19 protein-coding genes and 1 pseudogene are annotated in these 20,130 nt (G+C 61.1%); 14 read left to right on the forward strand and 6 right to left on the reverse strand.

All coding sequences use genetic code 11. From position 1 onward, the window contains the following. Window positions 1–274: 274 nt before the first annotated feature. Window positions 275–448 (reverse strand): hypothetical protein, encoded by a 174-nt coding sequence (locus tag V9L18_RS08700; protein WP_337346798.1) that lies wholly within the window; start codon window positions 446–448, stop codon window positions 275–277. Between the two features lie 631 nt (window positions 449–1,079). On the opposite strand from V9L18_RS08700, the gene V9L18_RS08705 reads away from it, so the two are divergent. Together V9L18_RS08705 and V9L18_RS08710 are read left to right on the forward strand one after the other, a co-directional pair. Further along, window positions 1,080–1,454: a hypothetical protein gene (locus V9L18_RS08705; RefSeq protein ID WP_337346799.1), complete on the forward strand. Its 375-nt coding sequence runs from the start codon at window positions 1,080–1,082 to the stop codon at window positions 1,452–1,454. 118 nt (window positions 1,455–1,572) lie between these two features. Further along, on the forward strand, window positions 1,573–1,857 hold the full coding sequence (locus tag V9L18_RS08710; RefSeq protein ID WP_337346800.1) for a hypothetical protein: 285 nt from the start codon (window positions 1,573–1,575) through the stop codon (window positions 1,855–1,857). A 460-nt stretch (window positions 1,858–2,317) separates the two neighbouring features. Here V9L18_RS08710 and V9L18_RS08715 read toward each other — a convergent pair whose 3' ends face one another. From V9L18_RS08715 to V9L18_RS08730, 4 genes are all read right to left on the reverse strand, one after another. Further along, window positions 2,318–3,292, reverse strand: coding sequence for a hypothetical protein (locus tag V9L18_RS08715; protein WP_337346801.1), 975 nt, complete (start codon window positions 3,290–3,292; stop codon window positions 2,318–2,320). A 209-nt stretch (window positions 3,293–3,501) separates the two neighbouring features. Continuing rightward, window positions 3,502–4,161 (reverse strand): DUF6308 family protein, encoded by a 660-nt coding sequence (locus tag V9L18_RS08720; RefSeq protein WP_337346802.1) that lies wholly within the window; start codon window positions 4,159–4,161, stop codon window positions 3,502–3,504. A 419-nt stretch (window positions 4,162–4,580) separates the two neighbouring features. Beyond that, window positions 4,581–5,177 (reverse strand): HAD family hydrolase, encoded by a 597-nt coding sequence (locus V9L18_RS08725; RefSeq protein WP_337346803.1) that lies wholly within the window; start codon window positions 5,175–5,177, stop codon window positions 4,581–4,583. Beyond that, entirely contained in the window at window positions 5,167–5,877 is a 711-nt protein-coding gene (locus V9L18_RS08730) for an MgtC/SapB family protein (protein ID WP_337346804.1), read from the reverse strand. The genes V9L18_RS08725 and V9L18_RS08730 overlap by 11 nt, the downstream gene beginning before the upstream one ends. Before the next feature lie 163 nt (window positions 5,878–6,040). Here V9L18_RS08730 and V9L18_RS08735 point away from each other — a divergent pair, with 163 nt between their 5' ends. From V9L18_RS08735 to V9L18_RS08770, 8 genes and pseudogenes are all read left to right on the forward strand, one after another. Beyond that, entirely contained in the window at window positions 6,041–6,997 is a 957-nt protein-coding gene (locus tag V9L18_RS08735; RefSeq protein WP_337346805.1) for a LacI family DNA-binding transcriptional regulator, read from the forward strand. A 140-nt stretch (window positions 6,998–7,137) separates the two neighbouring features. After that, entirely contained in the window at window positions 7,138–7,980 is an 843-nt protein-coding gene (locus V9L18_RS08740) for a carbohydrate ABC transporter permease (protein ID WP_337346806.1), read from the forward strand. Beyond that, a complete protein-coding gene (locus V9L18_RS08745; RefSeq protein ID WP_337346807.1) occupies window positions 7,977–8,846 on the forward strand; it encodes a carbohydrate ABC transporter permease in 870 nt (289 codons plus the stop codon). Before V9L18_RS08740 ends, V9L18_RS08745 begins: the two co-directional genes overlap by 4 nt. Before the next feature lie 17 nt (window positions 8,847–8,863). Next, complete coding sequence (locus V9L18_RS08750; protein WP_337346808.1) at window positions 8,864–10,240, forward strand: ABC transporter substrate-binding protein; 1,377 nt, start codon at window positions 8,864–8,866, stop codon at window positions 10,238–10,240. Continuing rightward, window positions 10,237–10,947, forward strand: coding sequence for a heme utilization protein (locus V9L18_RS08755; RefSeq protein WP_337346809.1), 711 nt, complete (start codon window positions 10,237–10,239; stop codon window positions 10,945–10,947). The genes V9L18_RS08750 and V9L18_RS08755 overlap by 4 nt, the downstream gene beginning before the upstream one ends. Window positions 10,948–11,504: 557 nt before the next feature. After that, window positions 11,505–12,278 (forward strand): annotated as a pseudogene (gene yidC / locus V9L18_RS08760) (membrane protein insertase YidC); the annotation flags it as partial. Window positions 12,279–12,406: 128 nt separating this feature from the next. Next, window positions 12,407–12,964, forward strand: a complete 558-nt coding sequence (locus tag V9L18_RS08765) for a dihydrofolate reductase family protein (protein ID WP_337346810.1) — start codon at window positions 12,407–12,409, stop codon at window positions 12,962–12,964. A 35-nt stretch (window positions 12,965–12,999) separates the two neighbouring features. Next, entirely contained in the window at window positions 13,000–13,656 is a 657-nt protein-coding gene (locus V9L18_RS08770) for an SDR family oxidoreductase (RefSeq protein WP_337346811.1), read from the forward strand. On the opposite strand, the gene V9L18_RS08775 is transcribed toward V9L18_RS08770, so the two are convergent. Continuing rightward, window positions 13,653–14,894 (reverse strand): ROK family transcriptional regulator, encoded by a 1,242-nt coding sequence (locus V9L18_RS08775; protein WP_337346812.1) that lies wholly within the window; start codon window positions 14,892–14,894, stop codon window positions 13,653–13,655. The genes V9L18_RS08770 and V9L18_RS08775 overlap by 4 nt on opposite strands. A gap of 222 nt (window positions 14,895–15,116) precedes the next feature. On the opposite strand from V9L18_RS08775, the gene V9L18_RS08780 reads away from it, so the two are divergent. The 4 genes from V9L18_RS08780 to V9L18_RS08795 are packed head-to-tail and all read left to right on the forward strand — an operon-like array spanning window position 15,117 to window position 20,053. Next, the gene (locus V9L18_RS08780; protein ID WP_337346813.1) at window positions 15,117–16,418 is read left to right on the forward strand and encodes an ABC transporter substrate-binding protein; all 1,302 of its coding nucleotides are present in this window, start codon (window positions 15,117–15,119) and stop codon (window positions 16,416–16,418) included. 26 nt (window positions 16,419–16,444) lie between these two features. After that, complete coding sequence (locus V9L18_RS08785) at window positions 16,445–17,389, forward strand: carbohydrate ABC transporter permease (RefSeq protein ID WP_337346814.1); 945 nt, start codon at window positions 16,445–16,447, stop codon at window positions 17,387–17,389. After that, a complete protein-coding gene (locus V9L18_RS08790; protein ID WP_337346815.1) occupies window positions 17,389–18,288 on the forward strand; it encodes a carbohydrate ABC transporter permease in 900 nt (299 codons plus the stop codon). Before V9L18_RS08785 ends, V9L18_RS08790 begins: the two co-directional genes overlap by 1 nt. Before the next feature lie 52 nt (window positions 18,289–18,340). Further along, on the forward strand, window positions 18,341–20,053 hold the full coding sequence (locus tag V9L18_RS08795) for a glycoside hydrolase family 13 protein (RefSeq protein WP_337346816.1): 1,713 nt from the start codon (window positions 18,341–18,343) through the stop codon (window positions 20,051–20,053). The last annotated feature ends 77 nt before the right edge of the window (window positions 20,054–20,130 follow it).

Consider the following 20,130-nt stretch of genomic DNA (forward strand, 5'->3'; position numbering starts at 1 on the left):
CCGAGGAATCGCTAGCCGAGGAAGAGTCGCCTAACTAGTCTTTTCGCTGGTCAACGGATCATTTCGGGGTAAAACTTTAACCGGATCGCTTTCGGGATCTGCTCACGGACGGGTTCACTGCTTCTCGGCCCATCGCCCGTGTCGAACCCATCGTCGTGGAAGTCTCCGCCGACACAGCCGGGTCCGGGCGGTCCTTCCGCCATGCCTTGCGGTTCCTGCGCCCGAGACCAGACCTCGACCCCGCAGAGATCGCCGCACCACCTGACACACCCGCTTAGTACAGGAGCGGCAAGGGAAGTCCCGTCACTGCGACACCGGCGAGGCTAAGCAGCAGGTCCGCTGCTGCCGTGCCAAGCTGTTCCGCGAAGGCGCCGAGGAAAGCTGCCAACGTCGCCCAAGCCAGGTAGTTAATCGGTCTGTCGGGCCTGTGGCCCCCATTATTGGTCATACTCCGGAACATGCGTAGACATCAGCATGGCGGCGTGGGAAGACACGGTTCAAAGCAGCGTCTGAGTAACGCTGAGTATGTCAACTAATTCTGGCGCCCGTAGGACATCGATTTCTGACACCCGGAGCCATTGCGGTCCCTCGTGCCTGACAGGCACAGACTGATCGTCCTCCGAACGGACAGCTAGCCGCTAGTGTTTGAGCCGTAACTTGGAATCGAGACACAGAAAGGGCATATCAGTGGATTGGTTCTCCTCGGACGCCCGCGTAATAATTAGCGCCGTCTTTGGCCTTTTCGGGGGCGCTCTCGGGGGCGTGGCCACCGCAAGCCGCATCGCACTCCCTTGGTATCCGGGCCAGGGAACGCCATGAGGCCACCGCGGTAGTCCGCGGGGTACTCAACTCGTACCACGCCGTTCTCAGTTACGACCACGACCAGGTCTTCCGGACAGATGCATTCCCAAAGCGGTACGCCAGCATCGAAGGGCAGGATGAATTGACAATACCTACCCCATGGGCTGTGACTTACGCAGCCGGCTAAGCAAAGTTCTCAAGGGTTTCCGGTGGCCCATTTGTCCGATTGTCACCCGGAGTAGGCTGTGCACAATAGAGGGCACAAATTGGGGGAGCAAGTGACGGAGACGGCTGCGGCAGGGCAGAAGGAACAGGCGAAAGCTTGGGACAAGCAGTGCAACAAAATAGGGCTCAAATACTTCGCGATCGCGCTTCCGCCCCTCGTTCTGCTGATGGCCCCATTCATGACGACGCTGCAATACTTCCTGGACGTGACAGGGCCCCTGGTTTCGGGGAAAATAGCATCCGGACCGGGGTTCAACGAATATCGGGCGGTGAAGGACCAAGCTCTGATCATTCTGGCCGTACTCCTCGCATTCATCACCGCGGTTTTCTACTTCGCCCATCGCTGGTGGAAAAAGTCGATGCGCGCCATAGGCCGGCGGCCAGGTGGATATCCCTACAAGTGGAAGCGCTGGCTGAGCGCCGAATAGAACCCAAGGAGCTTCCGACAGGACTTTCCCCATGGTCTGTTTGAACGGAAACGGTTTCTCTTTCCCGTGCGGCATTTTGCGCCCCGCCCTTGCCTCGTGCCATCCCATAATTGAGGCCATGGATGACAAAGAACTAAACAAAGTGCTGAGAGCCTACAGCGAAGCTTGGCGTCGGTACATTTCCGTCCCGACAAGCCCTCGCGTCGAACCGAAACTCCACCCGGAGGCGCGAGCTGCCATCAATAAACTGCGCACTGAAGCGGAGCGCGTGCCCGACCTGGGTGGACCGATCCTCAACTATAGCCACGCCCTTGCAGCCTGGGCGGCAGCCAACCATCCCGAAATCGATTCTTCCGAAATGTCTAGGCATATCACTGACAAACTAGTCTTCGATCAGCGATAACTCCCGTTTGCGTCAGACGCGCCGTACAGACCGTCACTTGACGAATATAGAAGCGTCCAAGACTTTTGCGGCCGGCAAACCTGACATCGTGGAGGGCTTCTTTTCAGCCGGGACGACAGGCTGACGTGTGGGACTAAGGCCTTGATGGTTGTCCCGGAAGAAGCGGACAGGTGAAGGCGACGTTTGAAGCAAGGCGTCGACTGAAAGAATTGTTTTCCAGCTGACTCACGCCTCGGCGAGCTCCTCAAGAAGGCCCGTTGGAAGGGGGATAGCTCGCGTATCGCTCGGCTTTACGCCCGGACCTCAGGTCTAGACGTCGAACAGTTCGGGCAGGCGATTTCGAAATTGATCTCGAACAGCCGAGGAGTCCCCCCGAGGCTGTCCCACATCCAAGGAGGCAGGACACCAGTGAAGAACGTTTGCTGCTCGTTAGCTTTCGGTCAACCTGTTTGTGTATCCGCTATCTGTGCATTAGCTGCTGTAAGGCCTTTACGACGACATCAGAGGAGTCTCCCTCGTTCCACTGGATGCAGCTGAGTCGGAGCGTATCGGGAACGACGTACTTGTCAATGTCCAGGGGACGGTTAGTAACCACCAGCAATTTTGCTACCGCCCGCTGCGCCCCCGCACGGTGTCCCAACTTGAGGATTTCCATGTATTCGGACATGAGCTCTCTTTCCGCGAGCGGCGAAGGGTTGCGGTGGTAGTTCCAAGCAACGGCAATCAACTCGCTTGATGACGTTTCGAGTAGCCAGTCCATGCCGATATCTGCGAGGTATCCGCCGCCCTGAATCCGTGCGCCAACCGATGACGCGAAGCTGACTAGAACGGCATCCAGAGCCTTCACATAGCTCTCGCGTGCTTCAGAGTTACTTATCGCGGCCCTGACGTTTGCACTTGCCTCTCTCGCGGATTCGCGGACACGCCGATCCTGCGAATCTATGAATATCCCGATCACTCTGTCGGCGCTGGAACGCTGAAATTCAGAGATGTCTTCCAGCTCTCCCAGATTTTGCAGGATGCCAACCAAAGCCAGGTTCTCGGTCGAAGCGGCAGAGGTCTTAAATGATTTTGCCTCCTCATATGCCCATTTGAGGGTCGACCACCATTGATCCTCGGAGTTTTTTCGCGCGGTCTCAGCATTGGCTGTTCGTGTGTGATCATTTGAGTCTTTGCTCAGTCGGTTTGCCTCGGCTGTCTTGGCAACCTGCTTGAGAATGCCCCTATAAGCTACGGCAGCAGCCCCCAGGGCAAACAAACCTGCCATTGGCGGACCTGTCAAAAACTTCTCCCACCACGGAACATCGGTAGCCGCTCCAGCTGGCAGAACGTAGGTTGGGATCGGCGTAGGCACGGAGGTTGGGATCGGCGTAGACGCCGTTGGCGGTGGGGTCGGCGCGGGCAGAGAGACTAGATCAGCGAGTGCTGTGGTCAAGTTTGCTAGCTCTCCCAAAAGATGAAGCATCGAATCAGAGTATTCCAACTCCCGGCGGCACAACGTAGCGACGCCCCGGCTTGTGACTCGCTGCTATAACCAAGCCCTTCTGGGGCCCGGTAGAACGGCTGTTCAACTTTCGATGGTGATCCTCATCCGACACGAGCGGCGCTGCTTGCCCTGCAGCTGAAGTTGAAAACATGTACCGCCTAAAGCTGGGCAGGCAGGACGCCTAAATCTTCCTGTTGGTCAGGTGTCCAAATCAGGATGTCCGCCAGACGGAGGAGTGAGAGCGGCCGCCCATCCGGGGTGACCCTCGTGGCGGCCAAATCCGTCAGCCAGCCGGCGTTCTCTCGGATGTCTTCCCAGAGGGCTGTACGCACCTCACTTGGATACTCGGTGCCGTAAAAGTCATAAACACGGGAGTCGATCAGAGGCACGATGTGCGGGCGGCGACGATGGAGAACTTTGGAAACTGTTATCGCAGTCCACCATTTGACCTTCAAAGCGGCTAGGTTGGCGGCTGCCAGGCTTTCCACTGACTGTTCCAGTCGAGATACGTCATCGTAAGACTCGAAACAGTCCGCGTCGCGCAGGTCAACCAGCGCTTTGTCGATGGCCTTCCGAAGTTGTTGCGCTGGACCGTTACCGTCCATGAATAGGGGGATGACATCAGAGGCACTGAGCTTCAGGCTCAGGAGGTTTGCCATCAACACATCGGAAGGGGAAAGCGGGGCATCCACATCACCTTGGTGGTCATATGTGTTGAAGGCGTACCCGAGCGTCCGGGAAGTGTAGCGCTCCACCTTCTCCTGAGCTGATCCCTTCAATGACGCCAAGCTTTTCTTCATCTTCTTTTTCTTCGCCATGGTTACTCCCCCTGAGCACATTGGGCGGCCCGCCTTTATTAACGGCATTGCTTAGGACACGCTACTCCTGGAGGCTGCCGTTCCCCCATAGCACGGCAGAGGGGGGGCCGGGTCTCCAGTTGACGGGCCCCGCAGAAGCTCAAGTCCATGTGGGCGGTCATGTCTTGGGAGCGCGTCACCTACGCACTTCAGCTCCAGCTGAGGTGTCTTTTCTCCCGGAGCGCCCGGACCCAGCCTAGCTCCGCCAGCAGCCAAAACAACGGAGGAGAGGAAGCTGGCCACTCACCACGGGCCGCGCCCCACCCACCTGAAAGGAACCAACCATGCGCGGGAGTGCGACACCTTAGTGGGGTAGAAACGACACCAAGCCCTCGGTACCTGGCCAAATGTGTGCGTCCAGAGCAAGCTTGGCAGCTGCCTCAACAATTTTCTTTGCGATCGTCGAAGAACTTGATTGTTGTCGGGCAGGCGCCCAGCGCGCTGAGCGCGGCCCTGTGTGCCTCCGGATGAGGTTTGCAGCTTCCTATTTCACAAGAGAAGGTCATCGAATCGAAGGATTTACCCAGTTCGGAGGTCCTCATCGCTCCGGCGAGCTCGAATGGAGCGTTGGACAAGATGGCTAACTTGTAGCCAGCGTGTTGCAGGTGGTTGATGTAGGTGACTATGTCCTCAGAAGGGGCAGCCCACCGCCGGCATTCGGTAGCAATGAGGCGCTCGATAGTCTCGGGCCTTGGACTGAACTGCCCTAAGTCGATCACCACGGAGGCCCAAAATTCGGGCGCCCGTCCGCCGGCGTCGTAGACATCCCTGTGCCGTGAAAAAACGTTCCGGAACTCCTCGCCCCCGGGCGTCCCGGCGATGCGGGCCATCTCTTCGAAATCCATGGGTTTCTCGATGAGGACACCTCCGACATCAAACAGGACCCAGCCCTTGGCCTGTCCGGATGGTTGCGGTCCGGGTAAGGAAAGCCCCTGGCTGCGCGGAGGATCTTTTTCTCGTGGGTGATCAGTCAGCATAGCGCTCCTCGACCCGTGCGGATATGACGCCTGGGACATCCGCGAACTTTTCCATCAGGCTTTCGGGTGAGCCATTGGCGCTCCTAAACCGCAGTGTGGCATGGACCCTTGTTTCGGAGCCTGGCCGTTCTACCTTCCTTGTGTCGGTTACCAGTGCCTCGAAGCCCATGTCGGTTGAAGCGGCCAGAATTGTCCTCAGTGCGCCATACCCTTCCGTGTATTGAAGGACGACCGCCTTCTCCTGCTGTGTCGGTCGAACATACTTGGCTACGAGGCCTAGTACACCGACGGCGCACAGATGTAGTCCGGTTGCGGCGGCTGCGAGTATGGGCATCCCGGCGCCGCAGGCCATCCCGATGGCCGCGGTTACCCAGATCGAGGCAGCGGTCGTTAGGCCGGCGACGGCGTTCTGCCGCACAAAGATGACTCCGGCGCCCAGGAACCCAATCCCGGAGACGATCTGCGCGGCGATTCGGGACGGGTCAAGGATGACGTCGTTGCCGATCATCGCCTTGAATCCATAAGCGGAGACCAACGTGAAGACCGCAGCCCCCAATCCGACGAGCGTATGGGTCCTCAATCCTGCGCTCTTGAGCCGCCTCTGACGCTCGACCCCGATCACCGCCGACAAGACGAATGCCATCGCCAAGAGGACGACTTCGGTTAGCGTGCTGTGGGATATCCATTCAACTTCAAGCATGGGGCCTCCTATAGTTGCAGGAGGTTTGGCTCCCGCCCGGAAAACATTCCCCCGATTGTATAGGGACCGTTCCCAATTTAGAATAGATTTGACCTATTAATGACGACGATGACGAGGCACAACAGTGACTGAAGTTCCCAAGCGACTCCCTACCATCATTGATGTGGCCGAGCGGGCAGGCCTATCAAAATCGGTCGTCGGGCGGGTTTTGTCCGGCGAGGGAAGCGTGAGTAGTAAGAGTCGTGATCGGGTGCTCAAAGCTGCGTCCGACCTGGGGTACGTAGTAAATGCCATGGCACGGATCAGGGCCGACCGGACCAATACATTCGGGGTGCTTGTTAGGGATCCGGGCAGCCCTTTTTACGGAGCTCTCCAAGGCGCCCTGCAGAGCCGCGCGCACGAGCGATCTATCCGGTTGGTCTTCACGGCGGGGCGGGGCGGGGCCAATCTTTCTGCCGAACAGCAGGCGCTTCAGTCCCTTCTTTCCCTCCGAGTAGACGGTCTCCTTATTTGCAGCAGCGTCCTGCCGGCGGGGGATCTGCTGCCGTTCGCCCAGAGGTCGCCGACTGTGGTGGTAGGGCGTCCGGAATACGACGACCGACTGGGAAGTGTCTTCTGTGACGAGGAGGACGGTACGGAGCAGCTGGGATCCCACATGGCGCAGCTGGGACACCGGGAGATCGGTGTCATTCTAATCCCGTCCAATGTCGCGCCGACCCTTCACGTGAGGTCGAACCTCATGATTGCCGCCCTACAGGCCCGCGGTTTGAACGCGCACGTGGTGAACATCGAAAGCAAATTGGGTTTGCCGCACGCGGTACGGACGTTGCTGCGAATGAAGGTGAGCGCAATCATGGCTCCCAATGACGGGTGGGCGATCTCCGTCCTGGAGCATTTGAAATCCATTGACCGATTGCACAGCGTCTCTGTATCCGGATACGACGGGATCGGAGTCGCGGCCTCGCCACTTCTGGGACTCACCACAATCCGACAGCCAATCGCAGAGATCGGCAGCCTGGCGATCGACCAGCTGGTGGATGAGGCGTCGGACCAAATCAGCCCACGCCACGTTGCGCTCAAGGGAACGTTGCTGGCAGGGGAGACTGTCCGCAGGGTTTGATCTTCGCCTCGTAGTAACCGGCACGTTATCTAACTGTTACTTTCCATTTCAGCTGGGAGCTGTACTATGGAAACATGAATGGGAACGTTCCCTATAAGGGATCAAAATATCGATTATCTCGATCTGGAGTCGCGCCCCTGATGGTGCTCCCGGCTCTCGTGCTTTTGCTCGTCTTCTCCTACAGCCCGATCTTCAAAACGATTCAGTTGAGCCTCTTCGGAACCGACTTGCTCGGAAACCCGACGCGCTACGTGGGATTCGACTACTACGTGGAGATGTTCACCGAACCCGACATGTTCCGTGTCCTCGCTACCACCGTGTTGATTACCGTCGGCAGCGCCGCCCTCGCCATCGGAGGTGGGCTTCTCGCGGTTCTGCCGCTGAGCCGCCTGCCAAAGGGCGGAAAGTTCTTCTCCGTTGTCTTCTCACTGCCGTTCGCTTTTTCGGCAGCTGCCGCGTCTGCATGCTTTGCGGGTCTCTTGGCCCCGTCCGTGGGCACGCTCAACAGCATTTTGGCCGGCTTCGGAATCCAGGGTCCGGGCTGGCTTCAGTCCGGACCATGGGCCATTGCCAGCATCATCGCTACAACAGCCTGGTATGAGTTTGGATTCACGGTGCTTGTCCTGGTCGCGGCGACCCGCAACATGCCCATCGAGGTTCTCGAAGCTGCTCGCCTTGATGGTGCAGGTGAATTCCGCCTGGCATGGTCGGTGATCCTGCCGCTCATCAGCCCGACCCTGTTGTTCCTGACCATCACGCAGACCATCAGCGGCCTACAGATTTTTACCCAGGTGCAGGTCCTAACACGAGGCGGGCCGGCAGGGTCGACGCAAACCCTTGTCTACCAGCTCTACGAGCTTGCCTTCGCCGGCGGCGTGGCGGATGTAGGCCGGGCGTCCACGTTCGCGCTACTGCTTCTGGTGCTGGTTGCTGCGATTAGCGCCGTTCAGTACGCCATCATCAATAGAAGAGTCACCTCATGAGCACCACCCAACTGCGTTCCGGCCTCATTAACAGCACCGCTGTCCGGGTCCGTCGTCCAGCAAAGAACGTCCGCTGGGGCTTGATCCTATGGCTGGCGGTCGTCGCAATCGTGATCGCCTTCCCCGTCTACGTCACCCTCGCGTCCTCCGTTCTTCCAACCTCTGACATCGCCAGGGGCTGGATCATTCCGGGGCCGGGGCACTTCACTTTTGATAATTTCGCCCAAGCGCTTCGTGTCGTTCCCTTTGAAAGCCAGTACGTCGTGAGCGTGATGGTTACAGTGCTCCAAGCCGGCATGCAGCTGGTCACATCGGCACTTGCCGCTTATGCGCTCGTCTTTCCATCGTGGAGAGGCAAGGGCGTCGCCTTCGTCCTGATCGTGGCGACCTTGGCCGTTCCCGGCGAGAGCCTCATCATTCCCAATTACCAGCTGGTGACTTCCTTGGGTTTGAGGGACACCATCCTAGGCATTGCCGTGCCATTCCTTGCCGCCGGGTACCCCGTATTTCTGCTCCGGCAAGCGTTCCTTACAGTTCCCAGAGAGGTCTGGGAAGCAGCCAAGCTCGACGGCTGCGGAGACTTGCGCACGCTTGCCCGCGTAGTTCTGCCTATGACACGGCCCCAAGTCACCACAGCGGCAATGTGGAGCGCCCTCGCTGCCTGGAACGGCTACTTCTGGCCGCTCCTCATTACTGACACACCAGCCAACCGCACCATCCAAGTCGGCATCGCCCAACTCGTATCGAGCGAAAGCACTTCCCCCTCGGTCATCGCCGCCGGCACCGTCCTGGTCCTCATCCCCACACTGATTCTGGTCATCGCAGGAAACCGTTTCCTGCTCCGCGGCCTTGGATCTTCTCGCTAACACGATAGGAAACAGCTATGAAACTCACACCCTGCCTAGCGGCCGCGACTGTCGCGGTCCTTGCTGTGGCCGGCTGCTCCGGCGGTTCCACCACCTCGGCCGCGGAACAAGCCTCGGCCCCCGGCCCTTCCGCATTGCCGTCCGGACAGACAGTCGAAATCTCCTTCTGGCACAGTCTTGGCGACGTCCCCGGCCAGACGCTTCAGAAGCTGATCGACGAATTTAACACAACCAACAGCGGCAAGATCAAGGTCAACGCCAGCTACCAAGGCACCAACACAGACGCCCTGGCAAAGTACCGGGCGGCCGCGAGCGAAGGCAGCACACCCAGCGTCATCCTCGCCTACGACGCAAGCACCGGATACCTCAACGACGTACAGCAGACCATCAGCGCCACTGCACTGGCCAAGGCCAACCCCGACGATCTTGATCTCAAGGACATCAGCCCGGCAGGCGCAAACTACTACAGCAGCAACGGCGAACAACTGGCAGTTCCTTTTGCCGTCTCCATGCCGCTTCTGTACGTCAACAAGGAAGCACTGAAGAAAGCCGGAATCACCGACACCTCCTCACTGAAGACATTGAGCGGTGTGGCCGCGGCAGCTAAGGAAGTCAAGAGCAAGGTTCCCGGTGTCGGCGGACTCGTTCAGCCCTTTGACGGGTGGTGGTTTGAACAGCTGACAGCGGCGTCAGGTGCGGCTTACTGCTCGCCGGATAACGGACGCAAGGGAAGCAGTGTCGAGAAGTTGGACATTCCGGCTTCCGCCGAAGAATCCATCAAGACCGTCAGTGACCTCTACACCACAGGCGTCGGCCTAGACACCGGGCTGAAGGGCGGCGACGCCAGTAACGCGTTCATCAGCGGTAAGACCGCGATGCTTTTCAACAGCTCGGCCGCCGCCGGGACCATCCGCAAGTCGGCAGCCTTCGACTACGAAGTTCTTCCCTACCCCACGTCGGGACCGAACGACTCATCAGGTGCAGTCATCGGAGGATCAGCCCTTTGGGTGAATGCTAAGGGCCACACGGATGCAGAGCAGGTAGCCTCATGGAAGCTGATTTCATTCCTGTCCTCAGCAGCAAGCCAGGAGAAGTTCTCCCAGGCAACCGGCTTCGCCCCAGTCAACATCAAGGTGGGGGAGACGGAAACGAATAAGGCATTCCTGCAGGCTCACCCGGACGCAGCCGCGATCGCCGCGCAGTTCAAAGCGACTCCGGCCACGACCGCCACCGCGGGCTGCCTCAGTGGCGCACTTCCGTCGATTCGAAACGCAGTCGTTCCGCAGATGCAGGCCGCGTTCTCAGGACAAAAGCCATTGTCGGATGCAATCTCGGCGGCTGAAGGGGATGCCAATAAGGCGATCTCCGACTACCTCAAGCAGGTTCAGAAGTGATGCCCCATAACCCTTTGCCATCGTTCTACGGTGTGTTCCTGCGGCCCGATCCGAAAACCTGTCTGGCAGTAACCACGATCACCTCAGCAGTCCGGCAGCAATTCGGAATGGTGTCGGCGAACGCGTTTCCCCCACACGTGACCCTAGCTGGCATCACTCCGATCTTGGCACCGACTGAGAGCGTCATCGAGGCTGTTGAACCAGCCATTAGGGCCGCGGAACAATTCGAAGTGGTGAACGCAGGTATCACGAGACGGAACATCGCCATCACCTACGACGTCAACAACAGCCAAAACGGACAAACCAGTGGGGAGATGCTTGGCCTAGCCATATTAATCAACGCCGCTCTAAGGCCATTGGCCATTCAGTACGAAGAACTCAAGGTCGATCCGTTCTCTGCCGGGACGTTCCACGCGCATATCTCGCTTGCTTCCCACGAGCTCAGGAACCGTGAGGACCTTCGCGAAGAGGTTGAGACCTTCATCCACGGACTTGAGTGCCCGGCGCCGGCAACATTCAACGCCGAAATCGTCTCGTTGTACCAATTCACCAGCGACGACTGGTCCGGTTGCTGGTGGGAGACGTTGAAGTGGACGCATCACAAGAGCTGGAAGCTGCCTTCCCCCGTTCGCCACAACGGACGACGAGCGTCCGACGGCAACATCGTTTCCGTTGGCCAGACCAACGCCACGCGAGAAATTCACTGACAACTTGAATACGTGACGGAGCCTCATGCAGCAGAACGCTGACTGGGGCTCCTTTCTCGTCATGGTAGCTTCCGGGCCCGCTCATATTCGTCGGTGGACGCAGGAGTTGTGCACGGTGGCAGCTGGGCGGTGTGCGCGGATTTTCCTGGCTGGCCCACGCCGAAGTAGAACAAAGCATTATGGCAGCGGGTGACTCGTAATATGGACATAACATATGGACAATAGGAACGGCATTAAAGATCCTGACTGGGTAATCCTAAATCCCGCCAGCCTGTAACTTCTTGAGTGGCTGCTGGTCGCGGGCCCTGGAGCACGTGGCTGTTAAATGGCTGCTTAGTGATTGCACATCAACGCCAAGCAAGGTGATTACTGCACGACTCATAATCGTGAGGTCGGGAGATCGAGCCTCCCCACCGCTACAGGCTAAGCCCCCGGAATCCCCGAGATTCCGGGGGTTTTTCTGTCTCCCGGCAGGGCGCCATGCTGGCCGCGGTGAGAGGCCGTGACAACCGCGGCTTTTCGCCGTAGCTTTGCAGCACTTGGCGAGGGGGATATCAGTGGACTTCTTTGAAACAATCATGGTTCCGTTCAATTGGTTTGTCTCCGCCACCATGGTTGGACTCCACGACGCCCTGACCTCTCTCGGCATGCCTGCGGTGAGTGGTTGGACGTGGACTTTGTCCATCGTTGGCCTCGTGCTGATTATCCGTGTCGCTCTGATTCCCGTGTTCCTGCGGCAGGTCAGCGCCCAGCGCCGGCTGCGGCTCCTGCAGCCGGAACTGAAGAAGCTGCAGGACAAGTACAGGGGCAAGACCGATCAACTGTCCCGGCAGGCGATGGCGCAGGAGCAGATGGCCCTCTACAAGGAACATGGGACCAACCCCTTCTCCGCTTGCCTGCCGATGCTCATCCAGGTGCCCTTCTTCTTCGCGCTCTTCCAAGTACTCGCCGGCATCCCAGCCGCGGCCCGGGAGGCCAAAGGTATTGGAGCAATGAACCCTGAGCAGGTGTTGCAGTTCGGCGAGTCGAGCATTTTCGGGGCACCGCTCTCAGCGTCAGTGCTTCATGTCAGCGGCGACCCGGCGGCGGTCACGGCACTCACTCTTGTGATGATCCTGGCTATGACTGCCTCACAGGTCATCGCCCAGAGAAGGGCCCTGGCCAGGAACATGCCTGACGAGTCCACGGACAATCCCCTCGTGCGCCAGCAGAAGATGATCCTTTATGTCCTGCCGCTTGTTTTCGCCGTGGGTGGCATCTTCTTTCCGATCGGCGTCCTGATCTACTGGACCACCACCAATCTCTGGACCATGGTGCAACAGTTTTTCATCAAGTGAGGGGTGAGCTCTCGGCGCTTAGGCCGGGGCTTAGCGCCGAGAGTTCACCCCTCACCGCAGCGGGCGGCGCCGCATCCCGCCAGCGCCTACCCAAGTGATGCCGCCAGGCGCAGAATGGGCCAATGGGCCAGCTCATCTATTCCTCTATTGCATCTTTGGACGGCTACGTCGCAGACCGCCAGGGCAACTTCGACTGGAGCGCCCCGGACGAGGAAGTCCATGCCTTCATCAACGACCTCGAACGTGAAGTCGGCACCTACCTGTTCGGGCGCCGCATGTACGAGGTCATGTCAGCCTGGGAGGGTATGGGCGGCGCCGAGGATCCGCCGGTGATCCAGGATTATGCACGGATCTGGCGGGCGGCAGACAAGGTTGTCTACTCAACATCGCTGGCAACGGTTGACACAGCCCGTACCAGGATCGAGACCACGTTCAGCCCCGACGGGGTCCGGGAGCTGAAGGCCGGGACGGACGGCAGGCTGGGGATCGGAGGAGCCACGCTGGCCGCTGCCGCGCTCAACGCCGGACTGGTGGACGAATGCCAGGTCTTCCTCAACCCAGTGGTTGTGGGCGGCGGCAAGCGGTTCCTGCCGGACGGGCTGAACCTGCGGCTGGAACTCCTTGAAGAGCGTAGGTTCGGAAACGGCGTGGTCTACCTCCGCTACCGCACGTTGTCCTGAGGTGTTGCCGGCTCAAGAGAGGGCAGAATGGGGGCATGACCCGCATCGCAATCATTGGTGGCCACGGCAAAGTGGCCCTCCGCCTGTCCGCTCTGCTTACGGAAGAGGGGCACAGCGTCACCTCGATCATCCGCAACCCCGATCACGCGCCTGACGTGGCGGCAACGGGGGCAACGCCGTCGGTCCTGGATGTTGAAAGTTCGACGACGGCGGCGATCGCCGAGTGCCTCGCCGGCCATGACGCCGTGGTCTGGTCAGCCGGGGCGGGCGGCGGAAATCCCGAGCGGACTTACGCTGTGGACCGGGATGCGGCCATCCGGTCCATGGACGCTGCGGCGGAGGCCGGCGTCGGACGGTATGTGATGGTGTCCTACCTGGGCGCGGGTCCGGACCACGGCGTCCCGGCGGAAAACAGCTTCTTCGCCTACGCAGAAGCGAAGGCGGCGGCGGACGAGTACTTGCGGGGAACCGGGCTGGCCTGGACCATCCTTGGCCCCGGCACGCTAACGGACAAGCCGGGGACGGGGCGGATCGATGTCAACCCCTCAGGGTCGGGCGGCAGGGAAACCTCGCGCAGCAATACTGCCAGTGTGGCCGCTGCCGTGTTGGACCTGCCTGAAACCGCGGGGCGGACCATCGAATTCCGCGACGGCACGCTGCCCATTGCTGCCGCGCTGGAGCCGCAGGCCTAGCTTGTAGCCGTGGCTGACGCTGGTGGCAGGTGGGGTGAGGCACGCGCCATAAGCTTCAGGTCCAGGGTGTTCTTCTCCACGTAATCGAGGGCGCACCGTACAGCGCCCACGGTGACGATCGAATCGCCCAGCGGGGAGACCGCCAGGCGTGGGGGAGTGGCGGTGTACTGTTTCAGGCGTTCGGCGATCGGGTCGAGCAGCACTCCTGCGGACTTGGCTACGGCGCCGCCAATGACCACCAGTTCGGGGTTGATGATCGTGGCCACGGCCCCGATCACCCGGGCCATCCTGTCAGCCAGTCGTTCGAGGATCTTCAGGGCCACGGCATCGCCTTCGGCGGCGGCAGCGAAAACGTGCGCAGCTTCTGCACCGTCGGCGGCATGTTCGCGAAGCGAAGTTTCAGCATTCCCGGCGAGGGCGTCGGTTGCCCATTCCCTGGCCAGGAAGGCGATGCCGAATGTGTTTCCCACTCCCTCCACCATGTCCAGGAAGGCGAGCTCGCCGGCGCCTCCGCCGCGGCCATGCACCAGCCGCCCGCCGTCGATCACCCCGGAGCCGAAGCGCTCACTGGCGAGGATGACCACTACGTCGTCGACGCCGGCCGCGGCGCCCCGCCAGCGGTCGCCGAGGGCGGCAAGGTTTGCATCGTTCTCGAGCAGTACGGTCCATCCCCGCCGGTCCCGCAGCGCAGCCTTCAGGCCGACGTCGAACAGTCCCCAAAAGTGCTGTGTCACCAGCACGTCGCCGTTGCGGTCCACCGGGGCCGCAATACCGGCACAGACGGCAAGGACTGATTCGGGGGAGGCGCCAACGCTGTGCAGCGCCAGCATGGCGGCGCGGTCGATCACCGAGATTCGCTCTTCGGCCGAAATTTCCGCTTCCGCGAACGGCTGGCTGGCCCTGCCAAGCGCCTTCCCGCGGAGGTCGGACACCACCACCGTTGCCTTCCGGATGCCCACGTCCATGCCCAGGACATAGCCGGCGCGTTCGTTAAGTTCGAACCGCCGTGCCGGCCGGCCCTTCTGGTAGCCGCCAAACGCCCGCTGGTTCTCCAGCTCCCGGATCCAGCCCCGTTCCATGAGGTCCTCACACACCGAAATGGCCGTGGCGCGCGTGAGCCCGGTGGCTTCCATGACGTCCGTGACCGTTACGGCTTCTGAGGCGCGCAGGTAATCCAGGACTGCTCCAGCGCTCACGCGCCGCAGCAGTTGGGGCGTTGCCGCGGAGATTTCCGACATGGTGTTGACCTCTCTGTGCTTTCCACCACATAATACTTGAGGAACTAAATTTAGATTCCAAATAAATAGCTGGAACCAGTCGGACCGGACGGCCGCCGACCACTGGCATCTCTCCCAGCCCTCCACTTTCGCCTTTTGCAAAGGAGCAACTGTGAACTGCATCCCGAAGCACTGCCCGCCCTCGCCCCGGCCCCGCCGCAACGCCGCGTCAGCCGCCGCCCTGTGAACACCACCGTGCCCGCATCACTGCTGAGCAGGCGTTCCCTTCTCCGTGCCGTCGGCCTTGCCGGGGCTGCCGCCATCTTTCCCCTGACCGGCTGCGCCGCCAGCGCCAGCCAGCACAACGGCGTCACAACCCTGCGCTTTATGCAGAACAAGCCCGAAGTGGTGGACTACTTCAACCAGGTGATCAAGGACTTCGAAGCGCTGAACCCGGACATCCGTGTGATCCAGGACTTCAACGAAGGCAACTTCGTCCCCGGCCTGGTGCGGAACGATCCGCCCGACGTCGTGACCCGCGGTTTCGCGAAGGCCACCGCTGACTTCGTCAAGAAGGGCATCTTCGCCGACCTCGCCGACCTCCCCGCAGCCTCCACCATCAACCCGGAGATGCAGGAACTCATCAGCTCCTGGGGCCGGTACAAAGGCAACGAGACCAGCGCCCTGCCGTTCTCCGTTGCTGCCGCCGGAGTTATCTACAACCGGGACATCTTCGAGGCCCACGGCGTCGCCGTCCCTACCACCTGGGACGAATTCGTGGCCGCCTGCGAGACTTTCAAAGCTGCCGGCGTCGCCCCGATTTACGGGACCTTCAAGGACCCCTGGACCCTTGCGCAGGGCATGTTCGACTACGTAGCCGGCGGCTCACTGAACGTTGCCGAATTCTTCACGAAACTCAATGCCACTGGCGCCAATATCAGCACGGCCGCCCCGGAATCATTCACCAACAACTTCGGCCCTGCTATGCCTAAAATGCTGCAGCTGGCGTCCTACTCCCAGGGCGGCGCCGCCAGCAAGAACTACGCCGACGGCAATGCTGCGTTCGCCAAGGGACAAGCAGCCATGTACCTGCAGGGTCCGTGGGCCCTGTCCCAGCTGGTGGCCGCCAATCCTGCGATCCGGCTGGGCACCTTTCCGCTGCCCGTCACCAACAACCCGGAGGAGAACAAGGCACGGGTCAACGTGGATATGGCGCTGTCCATTACGCGGAACACCCCGAACATGGCAGCGGCGCAGCGGTTCGTCGCCTACCTGCTGGAGCCGGACGTAGTGAACACCTACAACGAGAAGAACGCCGCCTTCTCCCCGCTCAAGGACGCCCCGGCGGTGACGAATCCGCAGATCAGCGGACTCAACGACTCCATCAGGGAAGCCCGCTATTTCCAGGGCGCCGTCACGTACTTCCCGCCCTCAGTGCCGGTAAACAACTACATTCAGTCGTTTGTCTACAACAAGAACGGCGACCAGTTCCTCTCCGCGCTCGACGACGAATGGCGCCGTGTCGCCGAACGGACAGCGGTCTGATGCCCACCCCGATCCCAGGAGCCACCGTGACCACAACTTCCCTGGCGGCCGAGGCAGCCCCGTCCCCGCGCACCGACTCAGCCTCAGCCGAAGCGCCAACCGTCCGGACCAAACGCCGGACCGACCCCACCTACTACTGGATGGTGGTGCCGGTCCTGGCACTGTTCGCCTTCTTCATCACCCTCCCGGCACTGGTGGGCGTGTTCTTCAGCCTGACCAATTACGCCGGCTACGGAGACTGGAAGTTCATCGGGCTGGCCAACTACGTCAACATCTTCAAGGACCCCGCTGTCCTGCAGTCGTACATCTTCACGTTCGTCTTTGCCCTGACCACCACGGTGGTGGTGAACGTCGTGGCACTGGCCATCGCCCTTGGCCTGAACGCCAAGATCAAGTGGCGCACCGGCATCCGCACCGTGTTCTTCATCCCCATGGTGCTCTCCGCCCTGATCGTGTCCTTTGTGTTCAACTACCTGTTCTCGAACACCCTTCCGGTCCTGGCGGAGCGTTTCGGCGTCACGCCGCTGGCCACAAGCATCCTCGCCAACGAAAACCTCGCCTGGGTGGCCATCGTGCTGGTCACCGTGTGGCAGGCGGCGCCCGGGGCTACCATCATCTACCTCGCCGGCCTCCAGAGCGTACCTTCGGAAGTCTATGAAGCCGCTGACCTGGACGGGGCTGGCAGCTTCCGCCAGTTCCTTAGCCTCACGCTGCCCCTTATCCTCGGTTACCTGGTGATCAATGTGATCCTCGGCTTCAAGGGTTTCCTGGGCACGTACGAGATCATCGTGGGCCTTACGGGCGGCGGCCCAGGCATGGCGACGCAGTCAGTGGCCATGCGCATCTTCTCCGGCTTCACGGGCGGCGACTACTCCTACCAGATGGCCAATGCCGTCATCTACTTCCTGATCACCTTGCTGATCTCCGTCATCCAGCTGCGCCTCATCCAGCGCCGGGGGGTATCTCTCTAATGACTTCATCGACTCTTATCCGCTCCGCACCCAACGCAACGAAGGCAACGGCCCGCAGGAACCACCGGTCGGCCCGCGAAGGCTTCAAAGTCAACTGGTGGCTCACTGCCCTCATGCTGGCGGCCTCCCTGACGGTCCTGCTGCCGCTGTACTTCACGGTGGCCATGGCTCTGAAGTCCCCGGAGCAGATCGGCACGGGTACCGGCCTTGCCTGGCCCAACCCGATGAACTGGGAAAACTTCGCCGCCGCGTACGTGGCCACCAACTTCCCGCGGGCCTTTATGTCCACGGCCTTCGTCACCGTCCTCAGCGTGCTCGGCTCGCTGGCCTGCAGCTCGCTGGTGGCCTATGCGATCGCACGGAACTGGAACCACAGGTTCTTCCGCGGCTCCTTTGTGTACCTGCTCTCGGCCATGTTCATCCCGTTCCCGGTCATCATCCTGCCCCTGATCAAGCAGACGGCCCTCCTTGGCCTGGACAACCCGGCCGGCGTCGTTTTCCTGCACGTGCTGGGCGGAATCTCGTTCAACGCGCTGCTGTACATCGCCTTCGTCCGCTCCATTCCCGTGGAGCTGGAAGAATCGGCGCGGATGGACGGGGCCACCACCTGGCAGGTGTTCCGCAAGATCATCTTCCCGTTGCTGGCACCCATGAACGCCACCGTGGGCATCTTCGCCTTCCTGGGTTCGTGGAACGACTTCCTGCTGCCGCAGATGATGATCGCCGATCCTGCGCTGCAGACGCTGCCCGTGGTCCAGATGCTCTTCCAAGGCGAATTCAACACCAACTACAGCCTCGCCTTCGCGTCGTACCTGATGGCCATGGCACCCACCCTGGTGGTTTACATCCTGGCCCAACGGTGGGTACTGTCCGGAGTAATGCGCGGGGCCGTGAAATAGCCAGACCAATAAGCCAGCAAGAACCAACAACACAAGAGAAAAGGATCATCCTTTGTCCACCACTGCCACTCTGGCAACCCTGTCCGATTCCGACCGCCTGGCCGATCCCAACTGGTGGCGCCAGGCCGCGGTCTACCAGATCTACCCGCGCAGCTTCGCCGATTCCAACGGCGACGGCCTGGGTGACATCAAGGGCATCACGGCCAAGGTCCCGTACCTCAAGCAACTGGGGATCGACGCCGTGTGGCTCAGCCCGTTCTACCCGTCGGCCCTGGCGGACGGCGGCTACGACGTGGACGACTACCGCGACGTGGACCCCAAGCTGGGCACCCTGGCGGACTTCGACGAGATGGCCAAGGCGCTGCACGCCGCGGGCATCAAGCTGATCGCCGACATCGTCCCGAACCACTCCTCGAACCGGCACGAATGGTTCAAGGAGGCGCTCGCCTCGCCGAAGGGTTCCGCTGCCCGCGACCGCTACATCTTCCGCGACGGCAAGGGCCCCAACGGCGAGTTCCCGCCGTCGGACTGGGACTCCGTGTTCGGCGGACCGGCCTGGGAACGCATCACCGAACCGGACGGAAGCCCCGGCCAGTGGTACATGCACATCTTCGCCAAGGAGCAGCCGGACCTGAACTGGTCCAGCCGCGAGGTCCGCGACGACTTCCTCAAGACCCTGCGATTCTGGTCTGACCGCGGCGTGGACGGCTTCCGCGTGGATGTGGCGCACGCCCTTACCAAGGACCTCACTGAACCGCTGCTCTCCAAGCTGGAACTGAGCGCGGCAAACACAGGCACGGACGGGTTCGACGACGGCTCGCACCCCTTCTGGGACCGCGACGACGTACACGACATCTACGTCGAGTGGCGCGAGGTGTTCAACGAATACAACCCGCCGCGCACCGCCGTGGCTGAAGCCTGGGTGCACGCCACGCGCCGCGCCCGCTACGCCAGCCCGGAAGGCCTGGGCCAGGCCTTCAACTTCGACCTGCTCCAGGCCGACTTCAACGCCGAGGACTTCCGCGAAATCATTACGCACAACCTGGCTGAAGCCGCCGCCACCGGCGCGTCGTCCACCTGGGTTTTCTCCAACCACGACGTCGTACGGCACGCCACGCGCTACGGCCTGCCGAAGGCGTCCGCGGGCAAGAAGCACGCCAAGGGCCAGGACGGCAAGGACTGGCTGCTGGCCGGCGGCCCCAAGGAAGAACTTGACGTGGAGCTCGGTGAGCGCCGCGCCCGCGCCGCCACCCTGCTGATGCTGGCGGTCCCCGGATCCGCCTACCTCTACCAGGGCGAGGAACTTGGCCTGCAGGAAGTGGCGGAAATTCCCGACGCCGAACGCCAGGATCCCTCTTTCTTCCGGAACAAGGGTGTTGAGGTAGGCCGTGACGGCTGCCGCGTGCCGCTTCCCTGGAAGGTTGAAGGAACCTCATTCGGCTTTGGCGACGGTGGATCACACCTGCCGCAGCCGGACTGGTTCAGCAAGTACGCGGTGGAGGCGCAGGACGGCACCGAGAACTCCACCCTGGAGCTGTACCGCACGGCCCTGAAGCTCCGCCGCGAACTCCAGGCTGCGGAGGAATTGGAGTGGGTGGAGACCGGCAACCCCGAGGTCCTGCACTTCCGTCGGCCCGGCGGCTGGCAGTCCGTCACCAACTTCGGGGACACCGCCGTCGAACTCCCTGCAGGAACTGTCCTGGTCAGCAGCTCGCCGCTGGAGAACGGCAAGCTGGGCGCCAACAGCACCGCCTGGCTGCGCTGACATAACCCCATAGCAATCACAGGTGGCGGGGCCCGGCCGGGCCCCGCCACCTGTGCGTTTGCCGCGCACCGTGAAAG

Origin of the sequence: Pseudarthrobacter sp. CCNWLW217, assembly GCF_037203985.1 — a bacterium.
In the GTDB taxonomy this organism is placed as follows: Bacteria; Actinomycetota; Actinomycetes; order Actinomycetales; family Micrococcaceae; genus Arthrobacter.